The 13196-nt window shown below is 34.3% G+C and carries 12 protein-coding genes; 3 read left to right on the top strand and 9 right to left on the bottom strand.

Features of this window, described 5'->3' with window-relative positions; genetic code table 11:
* The first annotated feature begins 2 nt into the window (after positions 1 to 2).
* The 3 genes from def to mazG are packed head-to-tail and all read left to right on the top strand — an operon-like array spanning position 3 to position 1808.
* Positions 3 to 593 (top strand): peptide deformylase, encoded by a 591-nt coding sequence (gene def / locus ACRHOC_RS11050; protein ID WP_431158699.1) that lies wholly within the window; start codon positions 3 to 5, stop codon positions 591 to 593.
* Between the two features lie 10 nt (positions 594 to 603).
* Positions 604 to 1032 carry a DUF5606 family protein gene (locus ACRHOC_RS11045; RefSeq protein ID WP_431158698.1) on the top strand — a complete coding sequence of 143 codons (429 nt, stop codon included), beginning with the start codon at positions 604 to 606 and terminating at the stop codon, positions 1030 to 1032.
* A 2-nt stretch (positions 1033 to 1034) separates the two neighbouring features.
* Positions 1035 to 1808, top strand: a complete 774-nt coding sequence (gene mazG / locus ACRHOC_RS11040; RefSeq protein ID WP_431158697.1) for a nucleoside triphosphate pyrophosphohydrolase — start codon at positions 1035 to 1037, stop codon at positions 1806 to 1808.
* A gap of 234 nt (positions 1809 to 2042) precedes the next feature.
* Here the strand turns inward: mazG and ACRHOC_RS11035 are convergent, their stop codons facing one another.
* The 9 genes from ACRHOC_RS11035 to ACRHOC_RS10995 form a co-directional block, all read right to left on the bottom strand.
* Positions 2043 to 3983 (bottom strand): DUF349 domain-containing protein, encoded by a 1941-nt coding sequence (locus ACRHOC_RS11035; protein WP_431158696.1) that lies wholly within the window; start codon positions 3981 to 3983, stop codon positions 2043 to 2045.
* A gap of 80 nt (positions 3984 to 4063) precedes the next feature.
* Positions 4064 to 4822: a shikimate dehydrogenase family protein gene (locus ACRHOC_RS11030; protein ID WP_431158695.1), complete on the bottom strand. Its 759-nt coding sequence runs from the start codon at positions 4820 to 4822 to the stop codon at positions 4064 to 4066.
* Complete coding sequence (locus tag ACRHOC_RS11025; RefSeq protein WP_431158694.1) at positions 4791 to 5810, bottom strand: DUF368 domain-containing protein; 1020 nt, start codon at positions 5808 to 5810, stop codon at positions 4791 to 4793. The genes ACRHOC_RS11030 and ACRHOC_RS11025 overlap by 32 nt, the downstream gene beginning before the upstream one ends.
* The gene (locus tag ACRHOC_RS11020) at positions 5810 to 6778 is read right to left on the bottom strand and encodes a DUF368 domain-containing protein (RefSeq protein WP_431158693.1); all 969 of its coding nucleotides are present in this window, start codon (positions 6776 to 6778) and stop codon (positions 5810 to 5812) included. The genes ACRHOC_RS11025 and ACRHOC_RS11020 overlap by 1 nt, the downstream gene beginning before the upstream one ends.
* 36 nt (positions 6779 to 6814) lie before the next feature.
* On the bottom strand, positions 6815 to 8221 hold the full coding sequence (locus ACRHOC_RS11015) for a tetratricopeptide repeat protein (protein ID WP_431158692.1): 1407 nt from the start codon (positions 8219 to 8221) through the stop codon (positions 6815 to 6817).
* Between the two features lie 154 nt (positions 8222 to 8375).
* The gene (locus ACRHOC_RS11010; RefSeq protein WP_431158691.1) at positions 8376 to 9557 is read right to left on the bottom strand and encodes an aspartate aminotransferase family protein; all 1182 of its coding nucleotides are present in this window, start codon (positions 9555 to 9557) and stop codon (positions 8376 to 8378) included.
* A 6-nt stretch (positions 9558 to 9563) separates the two neighbouring features.
* On the bottom strand, positions 9564 to 11357 hold the full coding sequence (locus ACRHOC_RS11005) for an OstA-like protein (RefSeq protein WP_431158690.1): 1794 nt from the start codon (positions 11355 to 11357) through the stop codon (positions 9564 to 9566).
* A 75-nt stretch (positions 11358 to 11432) separates the two neighbouring features.
* A complete protein-coding gene (locus ACRHOC_RS11000) occupies positions 11433 to 12713 on the bottom strand; it encodes an adenylosuccinate synthase (protein WP_431158689.1) in 1281 nt (426 codons plus the stop codon).
* A 13-nt stretch (positions 12714 to 12726) separates the two neighbouring features.
* Entirely contained in the window at positions 12727 to 13179 is a 453-nt protein-coding gene (locus ACRHOC_RS10995; protein ID WP_431158688.1) for a Fur family transcriptional regulator, read from the bottom strand.
* Positions 13180 to 13196 lie beyond the last annotated feature (17 nt).

Here is a 13196-nt window from a genome sequence, read left to right as displayed (position 1 = left end):
TTATGATTTTACCTATCGTTGCATATGGCGACCCAGTACTTAAGAAAAAAGCTAAGGACATCAGTAAAGACTATCCAAAACTTGATGAATTACTTTCTAACATGTACGAGACTATGTATGGTGCCTATGGTGTTGGTTTAGCAGCACCACAGATAGGATTACCAATTAGAATCTTTTTAGTGGACACAGAGCCATTTGCAGATGATGAATCACTATCAGAAGACGAAAAAGAAGCATTAAAGAATTTTAAAAAGACTTTTATCAATGCTAAAATATTGGATGAAGAGGGAGATGAGTGGGCTTTTAATGAAGGTTGCTTAAGCATTCCAGATGTTCGCGAAGATGTTTTTAGAAAGCCTAAAATTAAAATCCAATATCAAGACGAAAATTTTGACACACACACAGAAGAATATGATGGATTAATAGCTCGAGTTATTCAGCATGAATATGATCATATTGAGGGTGTTTTATTTACAGATAAACTTTCTTCATTCAAAAAGCGTTTAATAAAAGGTCGCTTAACTAATATTTCAAAGGGTAAAATAAAAATTGACTACAAAATGCGTTTTCCATTAATGAGCAGAAAGCGTTAATACACAATATATGAGTTTAGATAAAATATTAGCAATTTCAGGGAAACCTGGATTGTTCGAAATTGTTACACAGACAAGAACTGGTGCAGTTGTTGAGTCGCTCTTAGACAAAAAACGACTAACTGTTGGTGCACACAGCAATATTAGCATTTTAAGTGAAATTGCAATTTATACCTTATCAGAAGAGGTGCCATTAAAGGAAGTGCTCAAAAAGGTAAAGGAAAAAGAAAACGGAAATCCAACATCAATAAGTCATAAAGATGGCAAAGATGCTTTAGAGGAGTACTTTTTTGAAGTATTACCAGAGTATGATGAGGATCGTGTTTACGCTTCTGATATTAAAAAAGTGATCCAATGGTATAACTTACTTCAAAAAAACAACCTACTAGACACTTTAGAGTCAGAGGATGACAATTCAGATACTTCTGAAGAAGAGTAAATATGTCTGATAAACAAAAACATCTTGAAGCTTTTGAGCGTCTGCTAATAGTAATGGACGAGTTGCGAGAGCAATGCCCATGGGATAAAAAGCAGACCATGGAATCCTTACGGCATCTTACTATAGAAGAGGTTTATGAGCTTGGGGATGCCATTTTAGATAAGGATCTCGAAGATGTAAAGAGAGAGTTAGGTGATGTACTTCTTCACATTGTATTTTATTCGAAAATAGCAAGTGAAACTAACGATTTTGATATTGCCGACGTATGTCATGCGATTTGTGATAAACTCATTGAAAGACATCCACATATCTATGGAGATGTAGAAGTGAAAGATGAGGAAGGCGTAAAACGAAATTGGGAGCAAATAAAACTTAAAGAGGGTAAGAAAAGTGTTCTCGAAGGTGTTCCAAGAAGTTTGCCTGCCATGGTAAAAGCAAATCGCATACAAGATAAAGTTGCTGGAGTAGGCTTTGATTGGGAAAAACCAGAACAAGTTTTTGAAAAAGTAGAGGAGGAGCTATCCGAACTGAAATCTGAAATAAAAAAAGGAAATCAAGAAGCTATTGAAAGCGAATTTGGAGATGTTCTCTTCTCAATGATTAACTACGCTAGATTCCTAAAGGTTAATCCTGAGAATGCCTTAGAGCGAACCAACAAGAAGTTTATCAAAAGATTTCAGTATTTAGAGTCAAAAGCTAAAGACTTGAATAAGTCACTTAAGGATATGACCCTTGCCGAAATGGATGTGTTTTGGGAAGAGGCAAAGTCTATTTAAATCTCATATTCAATTCCTTTGTAAATATGAATTAAGAGGCTTAATGTTAAATCTTTCAGAATATTTCTTTTCCTAACATCCAAAGTTTATTGCATGTACGTAAATACTGTACATAAAAGCAAAACGTTTTTATAAAAGTAGGATATCTTAATTATTTTGATAGCGGTTGTAATTAAGATTAATTTAGTTTAGTTAGGACAAAACCCATCTGTGATAAGCAGATGGGTTTTGGTTTTAAGAATACATACTTTTAATTCTGGTGAGCTTGGCTTTCCAAGTATCTAATTCAGATTTATGCCTATCTATATTTTTAAGTACATCTTTAACTAATGGATTAGATTCGTCTACATTGGAAAAGAATTGAAGATTGTTCTCTAATTGGGTTATCTCAGATTGTACTTCACCAATTTTTTTACGGATAAAATTCTGTTCGTTATCCAATAATCGAGTGTCGTTCTCATGACTGGCCAAATTTTCAAGTTTACTTTCAAACTTTACCATCTCTAACTTAGACCTATCCATTTTCAATTTGTCGAAGGCATCATCTATGGCCTTGTAAAACTTGCCGTCTATATAACGCTTATTTTGTGGTACATGGCCGATACTTTTCCATTCTGCAATTTTTGATTTTAAAGTTTCAAACGAGGATTTATTATCACCTTTCAATTCTAGAGTTTTAATAGTATCAAGAAGCTTTACTTTTTTATCAAAGGCGTCATAAAGATGTTGGTTTTCTGCTTTTCTCTGTGAATGCATCCTGTCAAAGTAATAGTTACAAGCATCTTTAAATTGTTTCCATACCTTATCACTATCACGTCTTGGAACATGTCCAATTTTTTTCCAATCGTTTTGAATTTTCTTCATTAACGGTGTCACCGTAGAAAAATCCTCACTCTCCTTATTGGCTTCAGCAATTTCAATAAGCTCTCTTTTCTTTTGGAGATTATCGTATTGTTCCTTCTTTAAACTTTTATAAAACTGATTTTTACTTCTGTTAAAAGTTCTTACAGCATCTTTAAATTTTGCCCATGTCGCCTCATTGACTTTTAAAGGCACTTTACCAGCATTGAAAAAAGCTTCGCGTAAGGCCTCAATTTCTTTTATTTTTTTCTGCCAGGTGCCATGAGAACCCGATGTCTCGGCACTTATGGCATTAATATTAGCGATTATTTCCTCCTTTTTAATGAGATTCTTCTCATAGGCCTTATCTAAGTCTGCATAGTAAGATTGCCTTTTATCATGTATGGTTCTGGTAGCATCACTAAACCTCTGCCATATTTCTTCTCTATGCTCTTTAGCAACTGGTCCTAATTCTTCCTTCCATAGTTTGTGCAAAACCTGAAGCTCTCTAAAAGAACGATTTATATTATCGTCTTTTGCTAGTTCTTCTGCCTGTTCTATGATTTTAAGCTTTTGCTCATAGTTGTGCTTAAAATCCATATCACGCAAATCATTATTGAGGTGTAGAAAGTCATAAAAACGCTCTACATGATGATGATAAGAATTCCATGCATTATTGTATTTATCTCTTGGGATTGGGCCAGCATTACGCCATTTTTCCTGTAATTCTTTAAAATGCCTATAGGTAGTGTTTATATTTTCTTCAACACTTAGTAGGCCTTTAATTTCCTCAATTATATCTAATCTATTTTCTAGATTATGCTTAAGGTTTTGCTCACGTTCTTTATAATAAGCGCTTATACCTTGTTTGTATTCTTTATATAATTGATTGAATAACTTTTTAGCATCATTGGTGAAATAAAAATCAATTTCATTACCACCTTCGTTTATAAACTCTTCCTTTTTTTCTTCAAGTAAAGCACTGAATTTTGAGTTAAATTCAGCTTTGATAAGATTTATATTCTTGGAAATAGTCTGTATTTTGTGATGATTTAAAAGCCTGTTAAACTCTGTAACAAGCTGGTCTAGCGTCATAGCATGATAGTCTTTTTCTTCGACTTCATGACGTTCTGCATTACTCTCATCTTCTGCGTCCTCAGCGTTAGACGCTTCTATTTCCTCTACATGATCTTCCTTAGCATCACTTTCAGTAGCTTCTGCTTGTATTTCACTAGAGGGATTCTCTTCGGCAATTGTTTCTTCTGTTGGGATAGCTTCTACTAATTCTACCTCTTTTTTTCCATCTGCTTCTTGCAGGTTATCATTCTCAGACATAAGTCAATAATTTAATAAGGACAATAAAGATACTAACAACTACCTTTAATAACAAAGGATTTAGCGGGCTTAACAAGGTATTAAGACTTATTCCAAATTTCCCATGATTTTTCAGCTTGCAGTTCTAGCATCCGTAATCCGTTTAAAATGGTCGCACCTTTTACAACGCCTAGTTCTAAAAATTTAGTGCGTTCAGGATTATAAATTAAATCGTATAGAATGTGCTCATCACCAATACCATTGTATGGTATATCTGGGCATTTATTTATATCTGGGAATGTCCCGACAGGCGTACAATTAATAATGACCTTATATTGATTTATAATTTCAGTGGTAAGGTCATCATAGCTGTATTTAACACCTTTTCGAAGGGTTCGAGAAACAAATTCAAATTCTATCTTAAGCTTTTTAAGAACATGAGCTATGGCCTTTGAAGCGCCACCAGTACCTAGAATGAGCGCTTTTTTATGGTGTGATTTTAAATGGGGTTCCAACGATTTTTTAAAGCCGTAATAATCGGTATTGTAGCCAATGAGTTTGCCTTTTTTAATACGAATTGTATTAACAGCTCCAATTTTTTTTGCCCGTTTATTAATGCCATCTAATAAAGGGATAACTACTTCTTTATAGGGTATAGTAACATTAAGTCCTTTTAGATTGGGTGTGTTTTTAATTACATCGTTTAATTCATCAATAGACTGCAAGTCAAAATTGACATAGGAGCAATTTAAATTGTCTTTTTCAAATTTCTTTGCAAAATACCCACGGGAAAAGGAGTAAGAGATACTCTTACCTACTAAGCCAAATTTATGATTTGATTTGTTGTGTTCGTTGCCCATACCATTCTAAACCTAATACAATTAAAACACCCAAAAATATATAAATAACAGCAAGTAAAGTTTCAGTTGAAGCTTCAGGTAGAAAACGCTGATAATTAAGTATTATTTGTTCACCTCTCGAGTCTAGCATAAAACTGCCATCATCGTTGAGCATATATATAGTTTTCTTCCAAGGCCAAACCACACCTAGAGATCCTATAATAAAACCTATAATGGTGGCTAAGGTGATTTTTTTATAGTGATGTAAAATATAATTAAGGATATGAGAAAATGTAACCAAACCTGTAACGGATCCTAAGGTGAAAACAGATAAAACTTTAAGCATTCGAATACGAGCAGTATCATTTACAAAACTAAAATCACCAGAAAAAATATCTGATATCGTATCGTATAATGCATTGACAGAATCTACGAGCAATAACACGTAATTACCAAGTAATATTAAGATGAATGAGCCAGAAAATCCTGGTAAGGTCATACCCGAAACACTAATTATTCCACAGAAGAATACAAAAATTAAATTATCATTTTCTTTAGCTGGGTTTAAAAAGCTTATACTCAATCCAACTAGGACTCCTATGGTTAGAAAAATTAGGGTCCTCCTGTCCCAATCTCCAAAGTCTTTATTGATATAATAGATGGAACCTAAGATCATACCAAAAAAGGTACTCCAAACGTATAATTCATAGTTGATAATAAGATAATCAAGCAATTTTGAAACGCTAAAATAACTTACAATCATCCCTAGGAAGAGTAGTGCTAGGAATTTGCCATTTATATAACGATAGAAACTACTAAACCGTCCATTAAATAATAATTTGAAAGCGGTTTTATTAACGCGTTGTAACGAGTATATGAATTCCTCATAAAATCCAGCAACAAATGCAACAACACCTCCAGAAACACCAGGTACTTTATTTGCAGCACCCATGGCAAGACCTTTTACGACTAAGAATATACGATCAATAAAACGTCTCGTGCTTTGCATTAAGCCACATTTTTATTTTTACCTAGTCTTTCTAACACCAAGATGGTTGCGAACCCAATAAAAATTAAAACTAATGCTAATACAAGTTGATTGTCACCATTAAAATTTGATGGTAAGATACTTTTATCCAAGAGTGTTACTTCTTCACCTTTTGAATTAATACGTGTTTTTAGGACTTCTTTCCATGGCCAGATTTTATTTAATGAACCAATCATAAAGCCGGTTAAAATAGCCAAGGTTAAATTCTTTTGATGTTTAAACATCCAGTTAAGTGCTTTAGAAAATACCTTAAGGCCAATAACTGCACCAATTGCTAATAGAATAAAGTTTAGGAACGCCTCCTTAAATAGTTCCATATTACTTTGAACCAGCCCATCTCTTAGGTTATTAATTGTATCTATTGCAGTTTGGTAAGCACCAAGAATTAATAAAATAAAAGCACCAGAAACACCAGGTAGAATCATTGCAATAATGGCGATAAAACCACAGAACAATAAATAATAAGGGCTATCTGGTGAAGCAAAAGGTTCAGCAAGGGTTATGTAATAGGATAGAATAGAAGTTATTGCAATAGCAATAATCACCTTTAAAGACCATTTATTTATTTGTTTACCAATAAAAAGGATGCTTGCTAAAACCAACCCAAAGAAAAACGACCAGAGGAGTATAGGCTCATTATGAAGTAACCACTTAATTAATTTTGCAAGGGATAGAATACTTATTGCAATCCCTGTAAAAAGCGCTAAAAGAAAACTTCCATTGATGCTCTGCCATGCTTTTTTAAAGCCATCGCTTTTCCAAACTTTAAAAAATCCTATATTAACTTTATCAATGCTTTCAATCAGTTCTTCATAAATACCAGAAATAAATGCAATTGTACCTCCAGAAACTCCAGGTACCACATCTGCAGCACCCATTGCAATCCCTTTTAGGGATATAATAATATAGTCTAAAACCCTTCTAGTCATGTTGTTAATAATAGCGTAATGCTAAGGTAGGAATTTTTAATTTGAAGTATTTCTTGAGTCTGAAATAATCGCTTTTACTATTGGTCTATCGCTCAGATGAGGAAACAATTCTGAAATGATAAAATTGTATTCCACATTAAGACCTACAGCATTTTTTAAATGGAATCGACCCTTTTCATTTTGTTGAATGGTAAAATATAATCCACCTAAGCGATATTCGATTTCTGCATTTTCTGGATAGAATTCTGCGGCCTGAAGCAAATTATAAATCGAAGCCTCATATTCTCCCAGAGCGACGAGAATATCTGATCGGTCTAGCCAAGTATCTAACTCATAATTCCCTAACTCTAAACTCCTTTTATAGCCATGTTCTGCCTCCTCTAAGAAATTTAAGCGTTTATTAACCGTAGCATAGAGTTTCCAATACAAAACGTTTTCTCCATCAATATTTACAGCTTTGTTAATATAATACAGGGCCTTTTGATAGTTAAGACGCTTCATGTAAAATTTTGTGATCGCCAGCCAACCTTTGTCTAATAAGGCATCCTCATCAACTGTTTTTTTAAGAAACTGAATGGCCAAATCATCTTTTTCAAGTTTCTCATAACAATGACCGATGCGCAATAGGGCAAAAGATGTTGGTTCATCTAGGGCGAGTGTTATTTTGTAGTTCTCTATGGCATCCTCATACTGCTTAAGCTTCTCTAAGACCTTTCCTTTTTCAATGTAAGCACCAACAAAGGTATCATCAGAAATTATTGCAAAGTCAAAAGCAGCATTTGCTTTAGCGTATTCTTTTATAGCAAAATATTGTCTACCTAATTGATGCCAAGCAACCTCACAATATGGGTTTTGATCTAAAAACTCATTTAAATAGGAAATAGCTTCTGCATTTTTATTCAAAAAGTCATAGCAATAGATGATATTGTGAAGGGCGGAATAATCTGAAGGGTCAACCTCAATACATTTTTTAAAATAGATGATTGCATTATCAAATTGATCTAAAAACAAATATTCCATGCCTACTAGAGCGTATAAGTCGCTGTCATCTTCAGGAGCATCAGAAATCCCAATAGCCATTAACAAGATCTCAATCGCTTTTTCATGCTGATCTTGCTTAGAAAGCACATTTGCTTTTTGAATATATACCTCTTCATTGTTTGGCTCTAAATCATAAAGCTGATCTAAAATTGTATTAGCTTCTTCAAATTTGTTTTCTATCACAAGTATTTCAACGCGATAAAGCATTAGGTTAACTGAACTAGGATGCTGTTCTAATCCTAACTTAATAGCACGCTTAGCTAATGATATTTTACCATTTTCGAGGTAGTGGTGGATGATGTTTTCGAATTCATTGGAGTCAAAAAACAAAATGTCATTTGTTTTTAACATGGATTCGAAGCGAGTAAGTGAGAAATTTTCGTCGTTCTGACTATATTCCATAGGCGGTTATAAAGTTCACTGAAATAAATTTACTGTTATCCTGAAAAGATGGAAGGAATTTAATTTATTGTTTTTAACAAATTAATTAACAGGGATGATAGTACATTACGATAGCTTTTTAATATTGATTATCAGGTAAATAAGTAGATTTACTTTATTTTATACTATCAAGAATTTCTAGGATAATATCACAACCTTTAATGATTTCTTCATCAGAAATTGTTAGTGGAGGTGTAATTCTAACTGCGGAGGTTTCAAAAAGTAACCAAAAAAGAATAAGCCCATGCTTTTGAGCATCGAGAATAATCATATTGGCTATATCTGGATTCTCCATGATTAAGGCTAGCATCAAACCACGGCCTCTTATTTCTTTTATAAGGGGATGAGTGAGTCGACTTCTAATGAGTTTTTCTTTACGAAGCGTTTCAGCAATAAGATCACTTTCTGTAATTTCTTTTAATGTGGCTAATGCGGCACTTGCAATCACAGGGTTCCCACCAAAAGTAGTGATGTGTCCTAATTTGGGATTATCAGATAAACTGTCCATTATAGCTTTGGATGATGTAAATGCACCAATAGGAAGTCCACCACCAAGTCCTTTGCCAGTAACTACAATATCTGGTATGCAATTATAATTCTCAAAACCAAACAGTTTGCCTGTTCTACCTATTCCTGGTTGTATCTCATCAAGTATGAGAAGTGCACCAACCTCATTACATCGTTTCTGAACCTTTTGTAAATAACCGTTAAAAGGTTCAATAAATCCAGCACCACCTTGTATGGTTTCCAATATGACGGCAGCTGTATTATTTGTAATTTCATTTAGGCACCATTCACAATTAAAGGTGATGTGTCGAACATCTGGAATTAATGGTAAGAATGGTTGTTTCCTGGTGTCATAATCCATTAGACTTAAAGCACCCATAGTATTTCCATGGTAGGAATTTTTTGCGGCTATAATTTGAGATCTACCTGTATGTCTTCTGGCTAATTTAATACTCCCTTCAATAGCTTCGGTGCCTGAATTTACCAAATAGGTTGTATTAAGAGGGTCGGGTAGGTGACTAGCGAGTAATTTACACAAATCGACAGCTGGCTTCTGAATGTACTCGCCATACACCATAACGTGTAAGTACTTCTCAACCTGATCTTTTACAGCTTCAACAACTTTTGGATGGCAATGTCCCAAACTACAGGCTGAAACACCAGCAACAAAATCTAAGTAAGCATTATCATCAACGTCATAGATGTATGATCCTTTAGCATAGCTGATATCCATGGCCAAAGGGTGTGGCGTTGTTTGAGCTTGATATTTAAAAAAGTCAATATCTCTCATCACACTTTATTGACCTGATTTCTCTTTATTAGTTTTAGGTTTCTTTACAGATTCGGGAAATGGAAAGACAGCATCCTTGTTGGGTAGATTCTGAGCGGCTTTGTTTGGTTTGTTTGGAGTATTATTACCAGCCTTTTCAATGCGTTCATTTAAGCTATCATCAATAAATTCTTCTGGTGGAATATAATCCTTAAGCCCATTAATTACAGGTAATTCTAAAGGTGGATCATTGGTAAAAAGATCTTCTACAGACATGAGCTGTTCATCACCTCGCCAATCAAAACCGCGTAAGCGCCTAGCCCCTTTAGGGAATTTAGAATCTGGATAGAGTTCACCATCTATTTGATTAATAAACCGCACTTCTTCTATAGTTTGAGCCAATATTTTTAAGTTGATACTACCTGATTTAGATTTCTGTATGCCAACAAGGTCATTTTTCTCATTACGCATATAATAAATCATTTCTGCATTTTTAATGATATCTACATTATAGAGCTCATTGTTTTTAAACAAACCGATTAGCAATTTTCCTTTAACCTGGTTATAGCCAGATTCACTAATAGTATCTCTGCTCACTAAAAAAGCATTATTAAAGACCTTTAGAGAATCTAACTTTTCTGTTTCTGCATTAGATATTAGATGTATCGTATCACCAGTCATCTGGTTACCCATATTCCATAAAATGGGTTTACGTCTAGTAGCAAAGGCATCCTTTGAACTAAAACGTTCCAAATTAATCATTTGTGTTAATCCTGTTTGGTGATTTACATGTATTGAATCAGCTTTGCCAGCTAAATCGCTTTTATAAAGTCTTACGTTATAATAGGCTCTCGTTATTCTATTATTTTCCTTGCCTGTGAGCATTAAGGTGTCGGCATGTATATATACAGAATCTTGATCTTGTACAGATATACCAAGTGCTCTTTTTGTAATAAAAACAGAATCTTTTGCACGCCAAACTTCAGCATAATGCCCTTTAACCAGGCTATTATTAATAGTGTCTGTTACTGTAATATTATTAGTAGCAGAGGCAAAGTTTAAATTTCTATCAAAATAAATACTATCTCCTTCTACAGTTCGATTATCATAATCGATCCGTGCGTTCCTTTGAAAATGCCCACGATCTGTATTGGTATTATAAAAACCTCGTTCTGTGTATATTTTACTATCCTCACCAACAATAGTTGAGGGTCCGAATAAATAGGCATGACCGTTCTCTGTGAAGAAATCGAGGCGCTCCGTATTTAGCGTATAATCTGGATTAACCAATACCACATCTTGAACAAATTGATACTTCCGCGAATTCATATAGTAACGACCTATTTGACTCGTTATTGTGCCAGAAGTGTCACGGACAACTTTACCCTTTGTGTTATAATAGGCGAGTTGCCTAGTTCGATCAAAATAGAGTTTGTCTGTTGTTAAGGTGGAATTAGGTTCGGTAAGTACAACATCTCCTCTTGCAAAAGCTAATTGTGTATTACCACTATAGGTCGCATATTTAGCAACCATATTAATAGAATCCCCTTGTTTCATAACAACATTACTAAAAGCCTCAATGAAATCTTGGTCTTCAAAATATATGGCCTTGTCACACCACATATTTACACCTTTATGCACAAAATGAACTTGTTGGGATTTGTCTCTTAAAAAAACTTTGGCGCCTTCTTCAATTTCAGAATCTGTATAGGCAGTACCAGCATATTTAATAGTAATTTTCTGTTTTTCCTGAGCGAAAAGACATGTTGCTGTACAAATAATTATTGAAAATACCAGTTTTTTTAGACTGCTCAAAACCATTAATTTTTTACAAAATAACACTTATACTATTGCTTTAGTATAGGTTAACAGAATATTTAACAATCCTAGGTGTGACTAGACTGTTTTTCTGATAATCGTCTGCTTACGATCTGGGCCGACAGAAACAATAGTAATTGGTATGTTAAGTTCTTTTTCTAAAAATTCAACATAAGCATTAAATTCTTTTGGTAATTGAGATGCTTCTGTCATTTCGGTTAGATCTTCCTTCCAGCCATCTATTTCTGTGTAATTAGGAGTTACATTTTCCTCTTCAATATTATAAGGTAAATGTGTTATGGTCTCACCTTTGTATGTATAAGCTGTACAAACTTTAAGTTTCTTAAATCCAGAAAGTACGTCCCCTTTCATCATAATGAGTTGGGTAACACCATTGACTTGACAAGCATAGCGTAGTGCTACTAAATCTAGCCAACCACAACGTCTTGGTCTTCCTGTTGTTGCGCCGAATTCGTGACCTACACGTCCCATGGTTTCACCATCTTCGTCAAATAATTCTGTTGGAAAAGGACCTGACCCAACACGCGTTGTGTAGGCTTTAAAAATACCAAATACAGCACCTATTTGACCTGGAGCCACACCTAGACCAGTACAAGCACCTGCGGCAGTGGTATTAGAAGAAGTTACAAAGGGATAAGTTCCAAAATCAATATCTAATAACGACCCTTGAGCACCTTCTGCCAAAATTGATTTTCCGGTAGTCTGAGCCTGGTGAATAAATTCTTCTGAATCTATAAACTTTAAAGACTTTAAGGTTTCAATAGCTTCAAAAAACTCTGCTTCTAATTCTTCTAAATTGTACTGAATATCGACATTGTAAAATGAAATCATCGCTTCGTGCTTATCTGCAAGCGCTCTATATTTTTCTTTCCAATTTGATAATTCAATATCACCAACACGAATCCCGTTACGACCAGTTTTATCCATGTAAGTTGGACCTATACCTTTTAAAGTTGATCCAATTTTTGCTTTTCCTTTAGCGGCTTCACTTGCTGCATCTAGCAAACGATGCGTTGGTAAGATAATATGTGCTTTTCTCGAAATACAAAGTGAACTTCTGTAATCGACATTTTGCTCATCTAACTTATTTAACTCTTTCTTAAAAATTACAGGATCTATTACGACACCATTACCAACGAGATTAGTTGTGTTTTCATGAAAAATACCTGATGGTATGGTGTGAAGGACATGCTTTCTCCCATTAAATACTAGCGTATGACCAGCATTTGGTCCACCTTGAAATCTCGCAATAATATCGTATTTGGAGGTGAATACGTCAACAATTTTTCCTTTGCCTTCATCGCCCCATTGTAGTCCTAGTAGTAAATCTACTGCCATTTTAAAAAATTAGTTAGTCGTCTGTTTTACGTGTACCGTAAAAATAAAGTGAGTGATTATTTATTTTAATATCGAAGACTTCTTCGATTGTTTTTTTGATGGATTGAATGCGTGGATCACAAAACTCTATAACTTCACCTGAGTCTGTAAGAATAACATGATCGTGTTGTTTGTCAAAATAAGACTTTTCATAATGTGCCTGACTTTGACCGAATTGGTGTTTGCGAACCAAATTACATTCTAAAAGTAATTCTATAGTATTATATAACGTTGCTCTACTCACACGATAGTTTTTGTTTTTCATTTTAAGATAAAGTGATTCTATATCAAAATGTTCTTCACTATCATATATTTCTTGTAGAATAGCGTAACGCTCAGGAGTCTTTCTATGCCCTTTTTCTTCGAGATATTGCGTAAAGACACGCTTTACGATTTCCTGATTACTTTCTTCTGTAGTTGCCTTCATAATTAAGGTGCAAATTT

It is taken from the genome of Winogradskyella poriferorum (assembly GCF_050618035.1).
Lineage (GTDB): Bacteria > Bacteroidota > Bacteroidia > Flavobacteriales > Flavobacteriaceae > Winogradskyella > Winogradskyella poriferorum_A.
This window is presented reverse-complemented; position numbering and strand designations above follow the sequence as displayed.

Excerpts from the sequence above, each read along its gene's own strand:
- mazG (WP_431158697.1), top strand. The coding sequence starts at position 1,035 with ATGTCTGATAAACAAAAACATCTTGAAGCTTTTGAGCGTCTGCTAATA.
- ACRHOC_RS11030 (WP_431158695.1), bottom strand. The coding sequence starts at position 4,822 with ATGGGCAACGAACACAACAAATCAAATCATAAATTTGGCTTAGTAGGT.
- ACRHOC_RS11015 (WP_431158692.1), bottom strand. The coding sequence starts at position 8,221 with ATGGAATATAGTCAGAACGACGAAAATTTCTCACTTACTCGCTTCGAA.
- def (WP_431158699.1), top strand. The coding sequence starts at position 3 with ATGATTTTACCTATCGTTGCATATGGCGACCCAGTACTTAAGAAAAAA.
- ACRHOC_RS11010 (WP_431158691.1), bottom strand. The coding sequence starts at position 9,557 with ATGAGAGATATTGACTTTTTTAAATATCAAGCTCAAACAACGCCACAC.
- ACRHOC_RS11045 (WP_431158698.1), top strand. The coding sequence starts at position 604 with ATGAGTTTAGATAAAATATTAGCAATTTCAGGGAAACCTGGATTGTTC.
- ACRHOC_RS11035 (WP_431158696.1), bottom strand. The coding sequence starts at position 3,983 with ATGTCTGAGAATGATAACCTGCAAGAAGCAGATGGAAAAAAAGAGGTA.
- ACRHOC_RS10995 (WP_431158688.1), bottom strand. The coding sequence starts at position 13,179 with ATGAAGGCAACTACAGAAGAAAGTAATCAGGAAATCGTAAAGCGTGTC.
- ACRHOC_RS11020 (WP_431158693.1), bottom strand. The coding sequence starts at position 6,778 with ATGACTAGAAGGGTTTTAGACTATATTATTATATCCCTAAAAGGGATT.
- ACRHOC_RS11025 (WP_431158694.1), bottom strand. The coding sequence starts at position 5,810 with ATGCAAAGCACGAGACGTTTTATTGATCGTATATTCTTAGTCGTAAAA.
- ACRHOC_RS11000 (WP_431158689.1), bottom strand. The coding sequence starts at position 12,713 with ATGGCAGTAGATTTACTACTAGGACTACAATGGGGCGATGAAGGCAAA.
- ACRHOC_RS11005 (WP_431158690.1), bottom strand. The coding sequence starts at position 11,357 with ATGGTTTTGAGCAGTCTAAAAAAACTGGTATTTTCAATAATTATTTGT.